The sequence below is a fragment of the Nitrosospira multiformis genome, from assembly GCF_900110185.1.
In the GTDB taxonomy this organism is placed as follows: Bacteria; Pseudomonadota; Gammaproteobacteria; order Burkholderiales; family Nitrosomonadaceae; genus Nitrosospira; species Nitrosospira multiformis_A.
In genome coordinates this window covers 168495-189405 of the sequence record NZ_FOCT01000003.1, presented here as the reverse complement: position 1 = coordinate 189405, position 20911 = coordinate 168495, and the positions used below count along the sequence as shown (strand labels likewise).

Annotated in this window: 17 protein-coding genes and 1 pseudogene; 12 read left to right on the top strand and 6 right to left on the bottom strand. The window is 51.1% G+C overall.

All coding sequences use genetic code 11. The annotated features are described in order from the left end of the window. Positions 1-602 precede the first annotated feature (602 nt). From BMY01_RS04905 to BMY01_RS04890, 4 genes are all read left to right on the top strand, one after another. Positions 603-1433, top strand: coding sequence for a calcium-binding protein (locus BMY01_RS04905; protein WP_074744847.1), 831 nt, complete (start codon positions 603-605; stop codon positions 1431-1433). 161 nt (positions 1434-1594) lie between these two features. Continuing rightward, positions 1595-3292, top strand: a complete 1698-nt coding sequence (locus BMY01_RS04900) for a type I secretion system permease/ATPase (RefSeq protein ID WP_254772608.1) — start codon at positions 1595-1597, stop codon at positions 3290-3292. A gap of 117 nt (positions 3293-3409) precedes the next feature. Continuing rightward, positions 3410-4762, top strand: coding sequence for an HlyD family type I secretion periplasmic adaptor subunit (locus tag BMY01_RS04895; RefSeq protein WP_081353733.1), 1353 nt, complete (start codon positions 3410-3412; stop codon positions 4760-4762). 1 nt (position 4763) lies between these two features. Continuing rightward, the gene (locus BMY01_RS04890) at positions 4764-6182 is read left to right on the top strand and encodes a TolC family outer membrane protein (RefSeq protein WP_074744841.1); all 1419 of its coding nucleotides are present in this window, start codon (positions 4764-4766) and stop codon (positions 6180-6182) included. A 50-nt stretch (positions 6183-6232) separates the two neighbouring features. Here BMY01_RS04890 and BMY01_RS04885 read toward each other — a convergent pair whose 3' ends face one another. Further along, on the bottom strand, positions 6233-7057 hold the full coding sequence (locus BMY01_RS04885; RefSeq protein ID WP_254772607.1) for a Crp/Fnr family transcriptional regulator: 825 nt from the start codon (positions 7055-7057) through the stop codon (positions 6233-6235). 360 nt (positions 7058-7417) lie between these two features. On the opposite strand from BMY01_RS04885, the gene BMY01_RS04880 reads away from it, so the two are divergent. The 5 genes from BMY01_RS04880 (at position 7418) to BMY01_RS04860 (ending at position 13588) form a co-directional block, all read left to right on the top strand. Then, the gene (locus BMY01_RS04880; RefSeq protein WP_074744839.1) at positions 7418-8761 is read left to right on the top strand and encodes a cache domain-containing protein; all 1344 of its coding nucleotides are present in this window, start codon (positions 7418-7420) and stop codon (positions 8759-8761) included. Further along, positions 8754-9398, top strand: a complete 645-nt coding sequence (locus BMY01_RS04875) for a response regulator transcription factor (protein WP_074744837.1) — start codon at positions 8754-8756, stop codon at positions 9396-9398. The genes BMY01_RS04880 and BMY01_RS04875 overlap by 8 nt, the downstream gene beginning before the upstream one ends. Positions 9399-9494: 96 nt before the next feature. Continuing rightward, entirely contained in the window at positions 9495-10850 is a 1356-nt protein-coding gene (locus tag BMY01_RS04870; protein ID WP_074744835.1) for a cache domain-containing protein, read from the top strand. 640 nt (positions 10851-11490) lie between these two features. Beyond that, positions 11491-12888, top strand: a complete 1398-nt coding sequence (locus BMY01_RS04865; protein ID WP_074744833.1) for a cache domain-containing protein — start codon at positions 11491-11493, stop codon at positions 12886-12888. Positions 12889-12901: 13 nt separating this feature from the next. After that, positions 12902-13588: a response regulator gene (locus tag BMY01_RS04860; protein WP_074744831.1), complete on the top strand. Its 687-nt coding sequence runs from the start codon at positions 12902-12904 to the stop codon at positions 13586-13588. Between the two features lie 217 nt (positions 13589-13805). Here the strand turns inward: BMY01_RS04860 and BMY01_RS04855 are convergent, their stop codons facing one another. From BMY01_RS04855 to BMY01_RS04845, 3 genes are all read right to left on the bottom strand, one after another. After that, entirely contained in the window at positions 13806-14738 is a 933-nt protein-coding gene (locus tag BMY01_RS04855) for a hypothetical protein (RefSeq protein WP_139176735.1), read from the bottom strand. Between the two features lie 31 nt (positions 14739-14769). Next, positions 14770-15465: a hypothetical protein gene (locus BMY01_RS04850; protein WP_254772606.1), complete on the bottom strand. Its 696-nt coding sequence runs from the start codon at positions 15463-15465 to the stop codon at positions 14770-14772. Positions 15466-15592: 127 nt separating this feature from the next. Beyond that, entirely contained in the window at positions 15593-15991 is a 399-nt protein-coding gene (locus tag BMY01_RS04845; protein WP_074744825.1) for a hypothetical protein, read from the bottom strand. 498 nt (positions 15992-16489) lie between these two features. Here BMY01_RS04845 and BMY01_RS04840 point away from each other — a divergent pair, with 498 nt between their 5' ends. Together BMY01_RS04840 and BMY01_RS04835 are read left to right on the top strand one after the other, a co-directional pair. Continuing rightward, positions 16490-17170: a response regulator transcription factor gene (locus BMY01_RS04840; protein WP_074744823.1), complete on the top strand. Its 681-nt coding sequence runs from the start codon at positions 16490-16492 to the stop codon at positions 17168-17170. A 366-nt stretch (positions 17171-17536) separates the two neighbouring features. After that, entirely contained in the window at positions 17537-18283 is a 747-nt protein-coding gene (locus BMY01_RS04835) for a glycine-rich domain-containing protein (protein ID WP_139176732.1), read from the top strand. A 430-nt stretch (positions 18284-18713) separates the two neighbouring features. Here BMY01_RS04835 and BMY01_RS04830 read toward each other — a convergent pair whose 3' ends face one another. Beyond that, positions 18714-19058 carry a hypothetical protein gene (locus tag BMY01_RS04830; protein ID WP_074744821.1) on the bottom strand — a complete coding sequence of 115 codons (345 nt, stop codon included), beginning with the start codon at positions 19056-19058 and terminating at the stop codon, positions 18714-18716. 634 nt (positions 19059-19692) lie between these two features. On the opposite strand from BMY01_RS04830, the gene BMY01_RS04820 reads away from it, so the two are divergent. Further along, positions 19693-20544, top strand: a complete 852-nt coding sequence (locus BMY01_RS04820) for a tetratricopeptide repeat protein (RefSeq protein WP_074744817.1) — start codon at positions 19693-19695, stop codon at positions 20542-20544. 44 nt (positions 20545-20588) lie between these two features. Here BMY01_RS04820 and BMY01_RS17315 read toward each other — a convergent pair. After that, positions 20589-20852, bottom strand: a pseudogene (locus BMY01_RS17315) (integrase core domain-containing protein); the annotation flags it as partial. Positions 20853-20911: the final 59 nt, after the last annotated feature.

Genomic DNA, 20911 nt, shown 5'->3' with positions numbered 1-20911 from the left:
TATGTTTTTGTGAAGAATATGTTAACAAATGACGGTTGTCAAGCTGGGGGAAACATTGAAGATAAGCTTCTGGCAGGCACAAATCCTGTCAAAATTTGCTTGAAGCGATTGCCTGAGGGTGATTCTATTCCCGAGCCAGAAGCAGAGCAGCGCGCCCGATGGTAGGGTTATTACTTTCCGTCAACACGTCATTCATAAATGACGATCAATTTTTACCCAATCCAGTGGCAGCCGCTTCAAATAGTGACGAGGAATCCCTGAGCCGCCGATCGCTTCCTTGAATTCCTTTCAGACCCCTCAGCCTGGAAGATCGCTCCGTATGCGGCATAGCCGGTTTTCCACTTCCTTATCGACGTAGGTAAAGCCCCATTCCCGGCCCAACGTACAAAAAGCCTCCGTTAATACCTTCCAGAATCCTCCCGGTTTGAAGCTTGGTAATCGAAAGATTGGGGCATTCCTGTGCAAAGAGCAGTGAGAGAGAGTCTGCGTTGAAGCCATGACCATCATGTGATTTTTCTCACAGATTATTCCACTTGACACAATTACTCTCTACTTGCGTGGTAACTACACGCTTGTCTTTAACTTCTACTAAGGAGAATGTCATGGCAGCAATATATGGAACCCAATTTCATGATAACGGCACGTCGCAGTGGGCATGGAACGGATGGTTTTCCGAATATAAATTCTTTCCGTCATTGATAGGCACAAGCAGCAGCGACTACATCTATGGTTATGGGGGAAATGACACCATCTATGCATACTCTGGTAACGATACGCTAAATGGTGGGACAGGTACGGATTCGATGTACGGTGGGACTGGCAACGACGTGTACTACGTGGATACGACGACAGACAAAGTAATCGAGTACTACAACCAGGGCATTGACCATGTCTACAGCTCGGCCAGCACCAGTTACAAATGGTTGCCCGCCAATGTCGAGAACCTGACCCTTACTGGTACTGCCTATTTTGGGGACGGCAACGACCTCAGTAATTTTATCTCCGGCAATGGTTACGCCAATTCTCTCTACGGATATGGCGGCAACGACCAGCTGTACGGCCTGGGTGGTAACGATAGCCTCGACGGTGGAGCCGGTAACGATACGCTCATCGGTGGAGCCGGAAAGGATTTTCTCACGGGCGGCGCTGGAGCGGACACGTTCGTCTTCAATTCGGTAACTGAGAGCCCAGCCTGGGGAGCAATCGATACCATCTCCGACTTCAAATGGTGGGAAGGGGATGCGATTGATCTTTCCGCAATCGATGCAGACGTGAACTGGTGGGCGACTGGCAATCAAAGTTTCAGTTCCAGCCAGTTATCGTATAACCCCTCCTCAGGCATATTGACTGCCGATGTGTACGGAGGCGCGGACCTTCAGATCGCCCTGATCGGTGCCTCAGGATTCGATCCAAGCCTGGATGTTATCGCTTAACCGCTGATAACTCATCTTCTACTGGGTCACGCAGCGTGACCTGGTAGATTTTGGGGGGGAAGCGATTCCTCTTCCCCAGACCGTAATCATTCAGGTCCCGCAAAGGGTTCGTCCCCACTCATACAGTTGCGCTTGGACCTGGCTCTAAGGTGACTTACAAATTGAAATTTCCCAAGACAGAAATTGCGCAAATCCTTCTAAGCTTCAAGGGGGCATTCAGAACGGTAGGAATCTTCAGCGCCATTATCAACTTGTTGATGCTGGTTCCATCCCTGTACATGCTGCAAGTGTATGACAGAGTTCTGGCAAGCCGGAACGAAACGACTTTGCTGATGCTGACTTTGATGGCGCTCGGAGCCTTTCTGTTCATGGGCGCCCTGGAGCTTGTACGAAGCTTTGTTCTGATCCGGATCGGGGCACAGCTTGATATGAAGATGAACAAACGCATTTATACAGCTGCGTTTGAACAAAATCTGAAGCGCGCAGGGGGTAGCGCGGGGCAGGCGCTGCAGGATTTCACCACCATCCGTCAGTTTTTAACAAGTCAAGGCCTGTTTGCTTTTTTTGATGTTCCATGGTTCCCAATATATCTGGCTGTCATTTTCCTGTTTAGTCCGCTGCTAGGCTTGTTTGCCTTGACTGGAGCTGCGGTGCTCATTGCTTTGGCCTTTGCCAACCAAGCCTTATCCAAAAAACCACTCGAGGAAGCAAATGCGGTAGCGATTACATCAAGCAATCTCGCAACCAACAATTTGCGGAATGCGGAAGTCATTGCCGCAATGGGTATGCTGCCCGACCTGATGGCACGCTGGTTAAGACTCAATGACAGGGTTCTGCAACTGCAAGCGGAAGCCAGCCAAAAGGCGGGAAAGATCAGTTCAATTACAAAGTTCGTCCGGGTTTCGATGCAGTCGCTCATATTGGGTCTGGGAGCCCTGCTTGTCCTGGAAGGGAAAGTTACGCCCGGAATGATGATCGTTGCCATGATTCTGCTGGGCAGGGCATTGAGCCCGGTGGAGCAGTTGATAAGTGTGTGGAGAAGCTGGAGTAGCACGCGGAGTGCTTACCAGCGTCTGAACGAACTTTTGGTGGCGAATCCCGTGCGTGAAACAGGAATGCCGCTGCCAAAACCGCTTGGGGAAGTGTCGGTGGAAGCGGTGACCAGCGCCCCCCCGGGTTCTACAGTCAGCGTTCTTAAAAACTTGAGTTTTAAGATTGTGCCCGGTGATGTATTGGGAGTCATCGGCCCCAGTGGTTCGGGAAAATCGACACTAGCGCGTTTGCTGGTGGGGGTCTGGCCAGTGGCAATGGGTAAAGTACGTCTAGATGGAGCAGATGTCTATTACTGGAACAAGGATGAGCTCGGCCCGCACATCGGTTACCTTCCGCAGGGTATCGAGCTGTTTGCGGGAACGGTTGCGGAGAATATCGCCCGGTTTGGAGAGGTCAATTCAGAAAACGTGGTAATGACAGCCAAGCGCGCGGGAATTCATGAAATGGTCTTGCGCCTCCCCCAAGGTTACGACACCCCTCTTGGAGACGGCGGAGCAGGATTATCGGGTGGTCAAAAGCAGCGTCTCGGCCTGGCGCGGGCAATGTACGGTGAGCCCTCCCTGATTATGCTGGATGAACCCAACTCAAATCTTGACGAGATGGGTGAGCAGGCATTGATTGAGGCAATCGAGGATCTGCGCAAGCAGGGTAAAACCATTGTAATAATCAGCCACAAGAACAGGGTACTGGCTGCCACAACCAAGCTGCTGCTGTTAGTGGATGGAAAAGCGCAATTGTTTGGCCCGACTGCTCAAGTCCTGGACAGGTTGAGGAACTCCCGTCCACAGCCAGTGCAGCAGGCGTAGCAGGCGTAGCAGGCGTAGCAGGCGCAGTCAAGATAAAAATTGGTCGGAAGTAAAGAGGAAATGTCTATCAGAGAATTCAAAGTCTGCTGACGAGTATGAGATCGTAGGAGTGATGAAATGCAAATGAAGTTGCAGAGCAGCGGCAGTACCTATGGGGGCCCCCACGAATCGACCCTTTCAGGAGTAGACGGCGATGCTCTCCAGTATATCCGCCTCGGCTGGGGAATCGTCATCGCGGGTATTGGAGGTTTTTTATTGTGGGGTTCACTGGCTCCGCTCGATAAAGGGGTGCCACTTAGCGGCACTGTTACGGTGGCGAACAACAGGAAAGCAATACAGCATCAAGCGGGCGGAACGATTGAAGACATCCTCGTGAGAGAAGGAGATGTGGTTGAAGCGGGGACTGTACTGGTTCGCATGAATAGCGTGCAAGTCAAAGCTAACGCCGAGACGATGCGGGTCCAATATTTTGCTGCGCGTGCAGCAGAAGCTCGTTTGATTGCTGAGCGTGATGGGAAAAAGGCCATTGTTTTTCCCATAGAGCTGGAAAAGATGAAAAGCGACCCGATTGTTGCCAACTATATCGCCCTGCAGCAGCATCTATTCAGTTCCCGACTATTGGGAATACAGAGTGAGTTGTCCGCAATGGATGAGAGTATTTCCGGTCTGAAGTTGCAAACCAGTGGTCTGGAGGAATCACGGGATAGTAAAAAACAGCAACTGGAATTTTTACAAGAGCAGTTGGGTGGGATGCGTGATCTGGCCTCGGAAGGTTACGTAGCTCGCAATCGATTGCTGGAACTGGAGCGAATGTATGTGCAGATCAGGGGGGCAATTTCTGAAGACATTGGCAACATCGGCCGAGGACAGCGGCAAATTGCCGAATTGAAGCTGCGCCGTATCCAACGTCAGCAGGAATACCAGAAGGAAGTGCGCTCTCAGTTGTCGGATGTGCAAAAAGAAGCAGAGGCGCTTGCTCACAAGCTAAGCGGTCTGGATCATGACCTCGCAAACGTGCTGGTCAAAGCGCCGGTTGACGGCACAGTAGTCGGCTTGAACGTCTTCACCCGAGGCGGTGTAATCGCCCCTGGTTTTAAGATGATGGACATTGTTCCCCGAGATGATCCATTGATGGTTGAAGGTCGCCTGCCAGTGCATCTGATCGATAAAGTCCATTCCGATCTTCCTGTGGAACTTATATTTACCGCATTCAACCGCAATCTGACGCCTCATATACCAGGAATAGTGACTCAGGTGTCTGCGGATCGCTTTGTTGATGAAAACACGGGAGAGCCCTACTACAAACTGCAAGCCCGGGTGGCACCTGAAGGGATAAAAATGATCGTCGACTTGCAGATCAAGCCGGGAATGCCAGTTGATCTGTTCGTGAAGACGGGTGAGCGTACGATGATGAACTACATCCTAAAACCGATACTGGATCATTTAAAAATGGCCATGACGGAGGATTAGGATGCCTATTCGCGCGCACCGTCTGATTATTCCAGCCCTGGGCCTGCTAGCGCTGTTTCCACCAAAGCAGGCATTGGCAGTAGGATTGGTTCAGGTCTACGAAACAGCTTTGGCGAACGACTCCGCTTACCAAGCGGCGATTCACGAAAACAGGGCGGGCCAGGAATTTGCGGCGATTGGACGATCCGCCTTGCTCCCCTCCCTCTCCGCAAGTTTTGCGATAAACCAGAACCAACAGGATTTTACCCGTCAAGCCATCAGCCTCCAACGAAGCTATGAAAGTCAAACGGCTACGATTCAGCTAAGACAGCCTCTTATCAACCTGGGAGCGTTCGCAGGCTATAAACAAGGGGTTTCAAAAACGAACCAGAGCAACGCCGAATTCTCCAACCAGGGTCAAGAGCTTATCCTGCGTCTTGTAGGCGCCTATATTAATGTGAAGTACGCCGAAGATCAGTTGGCGCTAATGACTGCACAACGGACAGCATTGGAGGAGCAGCGCCGGGCAAACGAACGCATGCTGGAAAAAGGTGAGGGTACAAAAACTGATGCCCTGGAAACACAGGCAAGACATGATCTCGCGGAAGCCCAGGTACTCGAAGCACAGGACAGTCTCGCGAACGCACGGGATGTGCTGGCTTCCATCATGGGCGAGGAAGTCACGGAACTTGATCCATTATCGGATGATTTTCGGGTCAAACCCCTGCAACCAGGACGATTTGACGACTGGAAGGAAATTGCCCTGGAAAATAATCCCGAGATTGCCACTCGGCGTCACGCGGTAGACGTGGCGCGGGAGGAGATTAACAAGCAGCAGGCGGGCCACTTCCCGCGGGTGGAAGCTGTCGCAGCGATCGCGCGCAACAAATCCGATAACCCGATCCTGGTTGGCATCGATGCGCTTACACAAAGCATAGGCGTGCAAGTAAGCTTGCCTTTGTATTCCGGCGGCAATGTAAGCGCCATGACGAGCCAGGCAAAATCCAACTACGAAAAAGCGAAAGCTGATCTGGAGACGAAAACGAATCAAATAACCGTGGAATTGCGTAAACAGTTCAATCTTGCTTTGACAAGCACTTCTCGTATTGCCGCTCTAGTAAAATCTGTCAATTCAGCAAGCTTTCTGATGGAAGCCACTATGAAAAGCATCAAGGGCGGGGTACGAACAAATCTCGATTTCCTTAATGCCCAACAGCGGTTATTTGAAGCAAAGCGGGATCTCGCTGAGGCGCGTTATGGCTATCTACTTGCCTATCTTCGGTTACGGAAGGCGGCAGGAATAGTCGGGATCGGCGATTTGCATGATATCGCGACCTATTTCACCTCCAGCGATACCTCCCCGGTATCAATAGATGTGGCGTTAACCACGGGAAACAAAATGGAAACGGCTAATAGCTCGATTACATACACTTCCAGGTAAAGGAAGGTGGAAGGCGGGAGGCGATCTAGCGGAAAGAACCGCATATCGCTTCAATCATTACCATTTACCATTTGTCCCAGGCGGGTCATATCAAGAATGTGCAGATCACGTCTTGTCCGGGCTATCACCTTTTGTCTGGCTAATGCATTCAATTCGCGAGTTACGGTCTCCCGATGGGTGTTGAGACGGATGGCTATCTCCGCGTGAGTGGGTACCGGGGAGATTAGGCCCCGATTTGGTGCTGCTGAATGCGTTTTCGCAAGGCGCAGAAGCTCGGCACGAATACGGTTCGGAACTTTCAATGTGCTAAGGCCATAAACCCGGTCTATAAGATGCCTTACCTGACTTGTCAATCGCTTCAGAACAGCTAAATATATTTCCTTGTTGGAATAAATGAGGTCCAGGAAAGATTGTGTCGGCAGGGAGGCCACCACTGAATCTTTTTTAGCAATCACAGTTGCCGAGCGAGTATGGCCGTCGATTGCCGCCAGCTCTCCAAATATGTCTCCGCTCGATAAGTCGCACAAAATAACTTCATGACCTTTGCAGGAATTATAGGTAACCCGCACCATGCCTTCCACAATAAAAAAAATACTATTTGTATCATCCTGATGCCTGATAATGGCTTCCCCCGCCGCATATCTGTGCGTGCGGCAGCAGTCAGTCACTGCTTCCAACTCCGCAACTGACAGATTTTGAAGTTCTTTAATACCTGCAAGTGACGCGCCACCTCGTTCAACTGATGTATTTACCGCGGCCATTCCCAACTCTTGCTTTTTTGAACCGTTGAGTGCGCCGCCGCTGCGGGCGGCACGGCAACTGCCTGATATTGTCAGTTCCTTAATCGACGCGGTTCTTGATAGATTTTCAAACATTGTATGAGCGCAACAGTGAGTTCCAGATTCAGTTCTTCGATAGAGATCGGAGGATGCTTCCCTCTTGTGGCTGAGCCATAGAGTTCTCCTTTAGAATTGAGGGTTGTCTCATCCGACTTGGGTCGTCAGTTTCGACAAAAAGTACCATGGGAACGAATGCCCGGGAAAGCGCAGGAATACGTAAGCCAGCTACGCAGAATTACGTATTCGCTTGACGAGCATCCAACTGGGCCACCAATGAGAGGGAAACTGGTTTTCCGGCAAAGCAGATAACGAAAAATAAGGAAAAACGTAAATGTATGTAGCCCATCTACGCAGCGCTATGGATGTGCATGTGCCGGGCTCCCGCATAATGGAACCATGAAACTTCGGCGAAAACTCATCCTGCTCGCCCTGGCGCCGCTTGTACTGGTGCTCTGCACGATTGCCGTCATGGTCAATCACCAGTCAGTCGAACTGGCGAAAGAGCAGCGCGACGTGATCGAACCGGCTTATCTTGCCAGCAAGCAGGACGAGCTCAGGAGCTACCTGACGCTGGCACAGCATGCCATTGCCCCGCTTCATGAATCAGGCCGCACGGACGAGGCCGCATTATCGGAAGCAAAAGGCATCCTGCATCGGCTCGATTATGGAAATGACGGTTATTTTTTCGTGTACGACCTACATGGGACACTTCTGGTGCATTCCCGCAAGCCGGAACTGATCGGAGTAAATCGCTGGAATTATCGCGACATCAATGGGTACCCCACCGTCGAGATGCTGATCAGAAAGGCGCGCGAGGGCGGGGGATTTGTCCAGTATGCGACGGAAAAACCTTCCACCGGCAAACCCGCCACCAAGCTTACCTATTCCGTTCTTCTCCCCAACTGGGGATGGGTGCTGGGCACGGGTATTTACCTGGACGATGTCCACGGCGTACTGGCGAAGGTGGACGAACAGGTGGCAGCCAACAACTACGACACCCTGCTGTGGATCGGCTTGGCGGCATCGCTGGGCATGACAGCCATCATCCTCTGCGGCCTGATGCTGAACATCAGGGGGCGGTACGAGGCACAGGAAAAGGAGCGCGCCTGGCTGTCGCGGGAGTTGCATGACGGCATCTGCCAGCGGCTCGCGGCTGCCAGGATGCAGGCAAGTACCGGCCTCATCCATCTGACAGGTGTGCCGGCGCCTTATATGCAGGCGCAAGCCGCGTTCCGGAATCTGGAGAAGGATTTGAAGAATGTCCTGTGGGAGACGCGGGAAATCTCCCAGGGGCTGCATCCGATGATCCTGAAGGACTTTGGACTGTTGGCAGCGCTGCGGCAGCTTGTGCATGACATGGAAAACGACACCATCGTCATCCGCTTCCGCAGCCGCGGGTCGGTCGAAAGACTTCCCGACGGCACCAGCCTTGTCTTCTATCGTCTCGCCCAGGAATGCCTGAGGAACCTCAGGCAGCATTCCCAAGCCAGCAGGGCGACGCTGTGCCTGGCCGGGAACAGGCATGCCGTGCGGCTCACCGTATGGGACAACGGTATCGGATTCGATGCCGGCAGCCCGAAATGCGGCCGGATGCGCGGCCTTGGTCTGGGCAGCATGAATGCTCGCGTGGAAGAAGCGGGCGGGCGATTGACCATTACCTCGAAGCCGGGCAGCACGAAAGTGACCGCCACACTTCCCCATTCCTTTTTACAACGACTGATAACTGGAAATCATGCCTAACCTCCCCATTAAGATACTGATCGTGGACGATCACCCCACATTCCGTCACGGCATACGAGATCTGCTCGAAACCCAGCCCTCCTTCAGGGTGGTGGCGGAAGCCGGCAACGCAAAGGAGGCGTGGCGTCATCTGGAGAAAACGGATATCGACCTCGTGCTGCTGGATATCAGCATGTCGGACACGGACGGGATTGAACTGGCCTCCGAGCTTCGGGGCCGTTATCCAGACCTCGCCATACTCATGCTCACAATGCATAAGGAGGACGCGTACATCCGCAGGGCAATGGCAGCCGGGGCAAAGGGTTACGTGATAAAAGACGCTGAATGGGAGGATATCTTTAAAGCGATCCACAAGGTTGCGAAGGGGGGAAAGTTCTTTCCAGACAAAGCTTGGCCCGAAGCGCTGCTCACCCTAAGTGAAAAGCGGGTATTGTGGCTCACCGGCCACCGCGAATACGATACTGCGAGGATTGCATCCCACATGGGGATAGTCGATGCCACGGTGAACACTCATCGGCACAATATCTGGCAGAAACTGAAGTCGATCCTTCCGGAAGTAGAAACCAGCAATCCTAATTTGCTTGTCATCCTTGGCGTGGAATACCGGCAGCGCTGTCCGGAGTACCCGATGGAATGAGCTTCGCCATGAAAGACAGGCTGGACGTTTCATCCCCGCAGCACTCCTCATCCTTGCTCCCGATGACCTGATCCTTTGCCTATTGGCGGAACGGACGTGAAGCTGCGCAAAAAAATCATCCTGCTGACCCTCGCCTTGCTTGTACTGGTGCTCTGCACGGTCGCCTTCATGGTCAATCACCAGTCAGTCGAACTGGCGAAAGAGCAACGTGAGGTCATCGAACCGGCGTATCTCGCCAGCAAGAAAGCCGAACTCAGGAGCTATCTCAAGCTGGCGCAGCATGCCATTGCTCCTCTTTATGACTCAGACCGCACGGACGAGATGGGGAAAGCGGAAGCAAAAGCCATTCTCTCCCGCATGGATTACGGGGACGATGGCTATTTTTTTGTATACGATCAGCAGGGAATCTTGCTTGTGCATCCCCGCACACCCGAGCGGGTCGGAACGAACCGGCTCGACTATCGCGACCTGAATGGATTTCCTCATGTCCAGCACCTCATCGCTCGCGGGCGCGAGGGCGGCGGTTTTGTCAGATATGTCATCGAAAAGCCATCTACCGGAAAGCCCGCACTCAAGCTCACCTACGTTACACCGTTGCCAAAATGGGGATGGATTCTCTGCACCGGCATCTATCTCGAAGATGTGGAATACGTGCTGAAGAGGATAGACACGCAGGTGACCGACAACAACCGCGACACCATGCGCTGGATCGGGAGCATTGCCTTTCTGGGAATGGCGACTATCATTTTTTCCGGCCTGATGCTCAATATCAGGGAGCACCGGGCGGGACAGGAAGAAGAGCGCGCCTGGCTGTCGCGCGAACTGCATGACGGCATCTGCCAGCGGCTGGTTTCCCTTAAATTGCAGGTCGAAGCAATGGCAATTAGGCTACTCGGAACATCCGCTCACTTCGCCCTCGCGGAAGCTCCGTTCAAGCGGATCAGCACGGAATTGGCTGAAATCCTGAACGAGGTTCGAGAGACCGGGCGCGGACTGCATCCAGTGAATCTGAAGGAACTTGGACTGCCGACAGTGCTGCGGAGGCTTGCGCATGACATGGAAAATGACGCGACCTCAATCCGCCTCCGCAGCCGCGGCCCGGTCGAAAGGCTTCCTGGTGACGCCAACCTCGTCTTCTATCGTCTCGCCCAGGAATGCCTGTCCAACGTCAAACGGCATTCGCGCGCCAGCGAGGCCGTGCTGCGCCTTGCAGGGACCAGGCGCGCTGTGCGTCTCACCGTATGGGACAACGGCATCGGATTCGATCCGAATTGCATGACTGGCCATCGCTCACGCGGAGCAGGTCTGCGCAACATGAAAGCGCGCGTAGAAGAAGCAGGCGGACGGCTGACCATCACCTCGAAGCCGGGCAGCACGAAGGTGACCGCCACCATTCCCCGGCCCTTTTTGCAACGCTTCCTGCTCATGCGGGACAAGCGATCTCCCAATTAGGATACTGGTCGCGAATAGTTACTCGATGATCGTCCAGCTTAGTTCGGGCTTTGAGAAGCATCTTCGCCGGACCCAACTTCACAGCTAGCTCTGGATAAAGCCCGCTCTCTCCCTGATCCTTACCATTTACAGCATCTCTGGCATCCGATGTTGCTTCTGCACAAAACTGTGTAAGGAAGCTACACAGTCTTGTGCTTGCCAGCGGCACGACCCGGCGAATGCTTGATTCGGCCCTGCAAAATCAGACTGAGACTGGCCTGGGCCGATCATCACATTCGCGCCAGGGAGGTGGATGATGGATATTCAGGAAAATTCATCGTGCGCGGGGGTATCCGAGTGCGGTCCAGTCTTGGAACGCGCCTCCCTATGAATTGGCTATAGAAGCGGTGGGCATTATATGAATCGCTATGACGCAAAAATGGGCAGGGACTCAACAAAAAGTTGATGTGAATGCTCGAAGTCGCGATTAAGCTGATGTCAGGTGGAGCGAATGCGGGAGAGGTAGAGGACAACAGGAAACAGAGGTAGAGGACAACAGGAAACAATACTGAAGAAGGAATAACACTGCTATTTCTTTCGATGTTAAACCGCCTCAACAAGATCATGGGCATGAAAACAAATTGACCAATCAGGATAAAAGATGGAACTACGATTGAAAATTTTGCTGTTTGCTGTTTTGCCCTTAGCGATAGCGCTTGGGATGATCGCCATCACAGTACGGCACCACGCACTATCGCTCGCGCAGCAGCAGCAATCCATTATTAAGCCAGCATATCTTGCCACGAAGGATGTGGAACTGAAGAGCTACGTAGCAATTGCCAAGCGCGCGATTGCTCATCTTTATGATTCAGGCAGAACAGACGAAGCAATCAAGCGTGAAGCCAAGGCAATCCTGGAGAGGCTCGAATACGGGAAGGATGGCTATTTCTTTGTATATGACCTTCAATCAACGATGCTAGTAGTGCATCCGCGAATGCCAGAATCGGTGGGCAAGAACATGGGATCCGATCCCATAGTTGGACCGCTTATCAAGGATTTGATCCGTCTTTCGCAAAATAGCGATGGAGGGTATAGGGACTATTTTTGGCAGAAATATTCGGGCACGGCTGGAAGTTCTGATCCCAAGCCTAAACGGGCCTATGTGATTGACCTGCCCAAGTGGGGGTGGATGCTTGGTACAGGCGTTTATCTGGATGATGTAGACGATGCGCTAACAGCCATCGAGTTGAAGGTAGCTCGCAACATTGACCATACAATGCTCTGGATTGCAGCCATTGCAGTGTTCAGTGCCATTGCCATATTTCTGGGCCTCATGCGCAATATCAGAGAGCGAACGGCCCTGGATGACATGCTCCACCAGGCGAATCTCGAGCTTAGGGCACTAGCACAGCGTGTGATAAATGCACGGGATGAAGAGCGGAAGAGGATAGAGAAAGATTTACATGATGGGGTAAAACCTTCCCTCGTCGCCGTCAAACTCAAAATACAGACAGGTCTCATCCAGTTACCAAAATCCCCAGAAGAAACAACCGTTGCAGAAAATACTTTTCAGTCAGCCTCGGTGCTCTTGAAAGAAAGCTTGCTCGAACTGACAAACATCATTCGCGGTATTCGACCTAGTGGATCTCTCAGTTTGGCTCAAATGCTAAAGAAGCTCACCCTTGACATGACTCACCCTGCTCTGGCAATCGAATTTAATGCACAGGGCGAGACCCATGGCTTAACAAGTGATGCGGAGCAAGTCCTGTTCCTGGTGGCTAAAGAAGCATTAACCAACGTGGTTTCCTACGCCGCCGCAAAGCATGTCTCGGTAAAACTTGAAGGTACGGCAGGCTTTGTAAGGCTTGAGATCTGTGATGACGGTGTAGGTTTTGACGTTGCCCTTGTTTCAAAAAATCCTGGCCAGAGCACCGGGTTACGCAATATGAAAGAACGTGTTGAATCAGTGGGTGGGAAATTTGAAATCATTTCCTCGCCCAGTGCCACCTGCGTGATTGTCACTATTCCCCTTTCTAACCATCCCTTCAATAATCACTAATCACTAATAAATCATGACTAATACACAATCCATCAAGATTGTCATTGTTGAAGATCATCCGCCAATAGTTCACGCCTTGCGTGATTATCTAAATACAGTACCCCAATTCAAGGTGGTAGGCACAGCCAAGAACATTGAAGAAGCAAGGGTCGTTATGGGAAGCAACGAGGTCGACCTTGTGATCATGGATATTCGTTTACCGGATGAAAAAGGAGTGAAAACTAATGATGGCGGCATAGCCCTGACTGCTGAATTTAGTGACCTCTATCCCGATTTAGCTATCCTTGTGTATACGGCAGATGAGAATATAGAGGTCGTGAGACTATCAAAGGAGGCTGGGGCACGCGGGTATGTATTGAAAACATCAGACATTCCAGTTATCAAGGAAGCAATTGATATTGTCATGGCGGGGGGAATTTATATGGATCAAGATTTGCCGGAAGTACCAAAACGGCCTAGTGGAGTAGCTCTGACTCCTAAGGAAGAGCAAGTCCTGCGTTTGTTCGGAAAATGGATGACGAGAGAACAGATCGCCCAAGAGCTTGGAATAAAGCTAGCAACAGTTAATTGCCACTGCAATAACATTGGTTGGAAGCTGGAGCTGAACGGTAATACTGAATTTCTCAGGGAAGCTATAAGGCGATATGGGAACCCGGATGTCGATGGAGTGCGAAAAATGGACAAAGGGCTATCAACGTGAAAACCTGCGCCTGGAACAGTGAACCTCTTCAAACGAAAGGGGCCGCTCCAAGAACCGAAGAAACTCCTCCAGGAATGGAGGGATCGGCTGCAAGTTGAGTCATCTGTTTAGCCACTTACTTTCTCAAGTGGTTTTCAGGCAGCATAAAGCTTACATTGTTTTGCCTACAGCGCCTCGGACTGCTCAAGGAAGAAAGCTATTCCAGTAAATTCAGCCTTCAATAAAGGTTTTTGCTGAGTTTATTGTCACATTCGTTCCCAGTTGCGTCCCCCCTTGCCAGAGGAACAGACATGAGCCAGCCCCTCAAGGTCCTGACCACCGCGCGATTGCATCTCATATCAATTACCCCTGCCCGTTCCATCTTTTCGGATTTTCCTTGACGATACCGTATCGTCTTTGGATGGGCTGGGTCATCCTTGGGGGAAGCATTATCTATTTGCCCCCAGGCGATTTCTAAAGATCGTGCGAAGAGATTAGCGCTCTCCTCTTTCAGTCTTTCACTCCCGCCCATCATCCAGAAACCAGCAGGGTCCGGTTCATCTCTTGGATCGGAAACAATCCTGATGAGATTTTTATAAAGGGGCTCTGAAGGTGAACCGGGAGCATAGATGGAAATGTGGTTATTCAGAACGATGGCACTCTGGTCTTGAGTAAGGATGAAGGATGGCGTTACTTCAACTACCCATTCAGCTACGGATGGGGCATTGAACTCAACCCATTTCTTGCTGCCGCCCACCGCTGTCTTATTCAATCCTCGCTGCACCAATTCCCTATATGTGAAATTGCCCAGTGCAGTTCGGTATGGGAGGAGTACCTTGTCAGCTTCAGTCTGAAGCTCCTCATCTTTTCCATATTCCTTGATGTACTTCCCGGTGACAAACGCCAGAGAGTAAAGAACATCGATGGAATGGATCCCGTTTGTCTCAACGTTCTTGTTGTCTTGAATGAGCTCGCCCTTGTAGACCACCTTGTCGACTTCCGGTAGACGGACAGACCAATTCTGTTCTGGGCCCAACCTTACAGGGGCTGTTCTCTCCCCGGATTGTGCATCACTATCAGCCTCTGCTGGAGACATTACGATAACGAGTGTGAGGACACTTGCGGCAGCTAATGCCGTTTGTATCATTTGTCGTGCCAGTGCAGGTCTCATGAATGAAAAGTCTCCTCGAATAAGCATGCCATCAATTATTGAATGGCTTGAGAAAGGCGTCTTTGCCCATTTCCAATACCTGGAAGTAGGCGTTGCTTAAACCCGGAAAATTCGGAGACTCGTCCCATGGACCCTCTGAACCCTTCGCCAGCTCCACCGGCATGTACCATTCGTAAGCGTTGTTGTTAAGACTGACCATCGATCCCACTCCTTTCAATATTGCTTGAGGCTCGCTCGTGGGAAAATAGGTGGAATAAGGCCGCAGCATCCCCAGGTCTGTGATCTGGATCAGAACAACTTTGTCGATGCTGTATTTTTGCTTCAGTGGCGAAAAATCTTTCTCGGCGATGTCAGTGCCTTTGCCGTTGTAATCCGGCAGCTTGCTGATATCCAGGTCTTCGGAGATCACGATTACATTGGAACCCTTTTTGCGAAGCAGTTCAGCCAGACTGTTCTTGAGTTTCGGTAGATCCTCATGCGGCAATGTGCGTGTGTGATCGATAAGCGAGGAATTTGCCAAGGTCGCGGCAGCGATACAGAGTAGACAGCTGGCTCCCGGTAACTGCATGTCCACCTTTGGCAGGGGCGTCATGGCGACACCAATCCGATGGGTTTTTGAGGCTAATGTGCTTTCAGAAAGAGAAAGAGGCCGCTGAGGCGTAGCACAACCAGTGAGAATCAAAGCAGCGGCAATGAGAACGGAAGTAAAAAAGTATTTATTTGGCATGATTTTCAATGTGGAACAATTAAAAGCTGAATTCAAATTTTTTCGGAAAATGCCTCAGGAACATCACTTTTTATATGAGAAAAAACTTCAAAGCTGAATGATGGATGGCTATTAAAGATTTCAGCTATTACTTTATTGTCGTTACCTGGTTGATCCGATTATTCCGGTCATACGAAACCTCAAATGCCATTTCATCGCCACTAAAGACAGCTTCGGCCGGGGTGCCAACGACCTCCCATAAGCCCAGGGTCATCACATCGGCAGCTCCATGGAAAAGCGCCCTGCCAGCTTTTACCCCAGTGCTGTACCCTTGGACGAACTTGAAAACTTCATATTTCCTGCCGTTTCTTATCTCGCTTGTTACAGGGGGGCCAAACTCTCCCAGAAGCATGGTCCGAGGAGTACCCATACGGAATAAATCAACATTCTTCTTGTCTGGCTGCTTGGCAGCCATGAAGACTGAACACCCGGAGCTAAAAACCAATGCCAGCACGCAAACAAAGGTTGTCCATTTTCTTGAGATCATTGCTTTTCCCCTTATTTTTTAAGTTGATCTTGTATTCTTTGAACCATGGCTCGAATTGAGGTATTACACGCCTGAACGAATGCCTGGAAAAGTGCAGGAATACGTACGCCAGCTATGCAGAATTGCGTAGACGTTTACGGGTGCGAGTTGGTGCTGCCGATGAGAGGGAAATCGCTTTTTCCGGGAAACAGATAACGCAGATAACGAAAAAAGAAAGAAAAGCGTAAATGTATGCAGCCCATCTACGTAACGCTATGGATGCCAATGCGTCTGCCTGATGCATAATGGAACCATCGACTCCGGCAAAAACTCATCCTGCTGACCCTGGCGCCGCTTCACGGATCAGGTCGACGGTCGCTCACGCAGAGCAGATCTGCGCAATATGAAAGCCCGCGTGGAAGAGGCAGGCGAGCGGCCTATCACTACCTCCACGCGGGGCAGCACGAAGGTGACCGCCACCCTTCCCCGACCCTTTTTACAACGACTGATATCCACATCATGCTCAACCTCCCCATCAAGATACTGATTGTTGACGATCACTCCACATTCCGTTATGGCATCAGGGCCGTGCTCGAAACCCAGACCTGCTTCAAGGTAGTGGCGGAAGCCGGGAGCGCAAAGGAAGCGCTGGACTATCTGGAGAAAACGGATATCGACCTCGTGCTGCTGGACACCCACATGCCGGACATGGATGGCATCGAACTGGCCTCCCGGTTTTGGGCCCGTTATCCGAATAGAAAACTTTTCATACTCATGCTCGCGATGCATGATGAGGGCCAGTATGTCCGCCGCGCAATGGAGGCCGGGGCGGATGGATATCTGATGAAGACCGCTGACCTGGCCGAGATCTTTAAAACGATCCACAGGGTTGGGAACGGCGAAAAGGTCTTTCCAGGCAAGACCTGGCTCGAAGCGCTGCTAGCGCTGCTTACCCCAAGCGAAAAGCGAGTGTTGTGGCTCAGCGGCCACCGTGAATATGATACCGCCAGGATTGCATCCAGAATGGGGATGAGCGAGGTCCCCGTGCTCACCCATGGGCATAATATCTGGCAGAAACTGAAAGCGATCCTCCCGGAAGAAGAAACGAACAATCCCAATCTGCTCGTCATTCTGGGGGGTGGAATACCGACAGAGATGCCCGGAGTACCCGAGGGAATGAACCTCGCCCCCACAAAGTAACCGCCATCATTCCCCGGCCCTTTTTGCAACGCTTCCCTCTGCAGGACAAGCGGTCTTCCGATTAGGATACTGCCCGCGAATGGTGCCCGATGGCTCTCACAGCCCGGTTCGGATCTCGAGAAACATCTTGACCAGGCCTACAACGGCTCTTCATCGGGTAAAGCCCGATTTCTCCCTGACCCTTGCCCTTACCGCACCCCCGGCATCCCCATCTTCCCTCTGCACACCCCTGCATAAGGAAACTACGCAGCCCTGTGCTTGCCACCGGCTATCACCCGGCGAATACTTGATTCCGTTCCCAAAAAATCAGGCTGGATGAGATTTGCCTGGCTCAAGCATGGCATTTCACGGCATTGGAGGTGAATCATGGATACTCAGGGAAATTCATGTTCGAACAGAGACATTCTGGCAGCGCCGCCACTGGACAGCCCCCAACAGGAACTAAACCTGTTCTGGCTGATCGTCGGCGGCGGCTTTCTCCTGTCCCTAATACGGGACTCGTGGCTTCTGCTGGTTGCCTTGGGTTTCTTTGTTTACTGGTGCATCCAGAGGAGCAAGGACGCAGAGCGAACAAAATACCTCCGTGCGTATGAATTTCCGGCTCCCGTCCCGGAGCGAGTCAGGAAACGCTATCCCCACCTGTCGGAGGAGCAACTGTCCCTGGTCATGCTGGGGTTGCGGCAATATTTCATATTGTGCAATGCCGCGAGAGGCGGCAGGGTATCGATGCCTTCGCACGCGGTGGATGCAGCCTGGCACGAGTTCATTCTGTTCACACGCGAATATGCGGAATTCTGCAACAAGGGCCTGAACCGCTTCCTGCATCATGTGCCGGCCAGCGGAGCACCGGCAGCGACGGCGTCAACCAGTGGAGCCGATGCAGGAATGAAGACAGCTTGGCGGCTCGCCTGCAAATGGGAAAGGATCGACCCCAGGAAACCGGAGCGGCTACCGTTCTTGTTTGAAATAGACGCAAGATTGCTCATTCCGGACGGATTCCGACATTCTCTCGATAATGACTACGCGGTGGATGGCAATCAGGCAAGCGAAGGCGGAGAAGGCGCCTCTGGCGAGGGCAGCGGTTGTGGCTGTGGCGGGTGCGACGGCGGCTGAGAAACGACCTGTATTTTTTATCTAAACTTCGAAAGCGGAAATCGCGCCTGGCATGCTACCGAAGTGAACACTCCTGATGGGCTTGAGCCATGTTGTCGCAGATAGTGTTCCTCAGGGAATCTGGGCGAAGCACCGGCATTCCAGGCAACAAAAAGCCCAACGAGAACAGTTGGGCTTTGGGGAAATGGTGGAAGCGGGGGAAATCTATAACCTCCACCATTCAACGTTTTTCCCTCTGATTTATAGAGCTTTTAAATCCAATCAGCTTGGGTTTTGGAGTTCACTTGGAGTTCCAGGTTGGGGGCAACATAAGATGATGAGGAGCAAGCCCAAGCAAACTCATTCAGTCTGTTCGATTCCTGCTTTGGAACTTCGGTGCGAATTCCTGCAATATTCATGCTTTATAACTGCCAGCCAAACTTTAAGACATTTATGAATTCCTTAGCTTATGAATAAACTTCTGAACAGCCTTGTTTTGCTGGTCCTTTGTCCCCTGATCATTTCTAATGGATTCGAGGCACCAGAAGACTTTGTATTCAAATAACCCAGCCTTTTCGGAGTGCAAAGGAACAAACTTCTCTCCCAGGATTTCTCTTCCGTTATTAATGGTGACTTGGGGCCTCTTCCTCTCCCAACTAGCCAACTGGCACCCGAATTCTTGAGTCTCAACGTATCTGACATCGCCTATCTCATAAACTCGTGTTACGGTTTCCTGCGGTTTGGTTTCTTGCGGTTGCGCTGGAACAACTTCATGTTTCTGTTCTTTATCAGCCATATATCTCTTTCCTCTCCCTTAGATAAAAATAAACTTTGTTCAAACGGCTTGTTACGTCCTGCGGTATCGCGCTTCTCCATGCAAGAGTATAAGAGAGTAACTTTTTAGGAGGGCAAAAATTTTCTGGTGTTGAGCATCAAGGAAGTGATTTTCTTGTAAGGCTACTAGCACTAAATAAATTCGATCCGTAACCCGCAATCGAAATGCAGATCGAATCAGAAACAATGGACTTATGGCGAAGAGCAAAAGTAGCAGTTCAGCTTTTGTCATCAATAATATGGGCTAAGCAGTAGGGGATGCTGATCTCCACCCTGCCTCGTGAAATGGCACTACAATGACTGCTCTCGATACGCTGAGCAGAGCTACTTCCACTCAGGCTTTAGATATCAACCATGCTGGTCTAGTGGTAGGCACTACCTGGAACAATACTGATCATCACGCTACACATTGTGGAATGGCACAGCTGCGACCGACCTCAACAGTTTTCTGGATGCCGCTTCCGTAAGCGCCGGGTACATCTATCGTTCCCCTTCATCTCAAAGGGATACCATACATTCCGCAATACCAATTGATGGCTCCCACGAAAATCAAGAGGCCATAACATCGTTAATAAGCAGCCAAAATAGGGAGCAATATGCTTAATCATCGGATTATAGCGAAGCGAGCAAGAGCTTCTCACAGCCTATTTGTTTCACTAACAATTGCATTGCTCTCTTTAACGGGATGCGCCACTCCTATTCCACGGCATTCGCTTCAAACTCAAGCGCAGACTCTAGATCAAGCGCGAGCTCAAGCGATAGCTCAAGATCAAGCATACGCTCAAGGAATAGTTAAAGCGCAAGCTCAGGGGCAAGCCCAAGTGCAATCTCTAGCGCAAAAATACTATCAGCGGGGCTTTAAATATGAAACAGGAACGTGTGCTCCCAAAAATATCGAGGAGGCTCGAAGGTGGTATCAGATATCTGCCCAGCTTGGGAACCCTTCGGCAAAAATTGGCCTAGCCCGGCTTGATCAAGTGCAAGTCCAGGGTGAAGTAACGCAGAATAAGCCAGCTGCCAGCCCTAAATTGCAAAATGTTAGTCCTGCCTATGTTGATAAAACCCAGCACGATAAAAAAACTGAGACGGTACAGGGAGCCGAGAATTATTTACTTGGGGTTAGATATGAATCAGGGATCGGTGTACCAAAAAGTATCGAGGAAGCGAAAAAATATTTTCGGCTTTCTGCAGGCCAGGGCAATGCATTAGCAAAAGTTCGTTTGCAAGAACTTGGTGAGGAAGTAATTAAGGATAACGATCCTGCGAGCCCGTTAGCCAAATTTAAGTCTCTTGAGAAAAACATTGGGCAAACCATTCAAGTACTAGCGGATAATACTGGTAGAGAGTTGGAACGTATTCAGCAAGAAGCTTTTTATGAGGTACAGCGAAAGGAGGCAGAAAGAAGGGAGGAGGACAGAAGGTATGAACAGGAGTGCGGGGATCCATAACAACAAGGCAGTTTATGGATGAAATATTTAAATTCATGTAGTGGTCAAGTAATTTCAGACAGTGAGATAGGGGGTGTTGCTGTCATTATCCGTTCATAGGCGGTGGGGAACAGGTAGCCCAATTCGAGTACGGCCGAATACCGTTGTAGAAGCTGATGATGTATCGGCAATATCGCGTTGAGCTCGGCATGATCGGCATAATCCTGCTGCCAAACACATTCCATTTTCAAGTTCAGAAAGAAGCGCTCTATTACTCTATTATCCCAGCAATTGCCCTTACGGCTCATACTGCAACGGATGTCTTGTCGAATCCACTTAAAAGCCTGCTTGAAGGTCGCTGCTAACAGGTGGGCAGAGTATTGCGCAT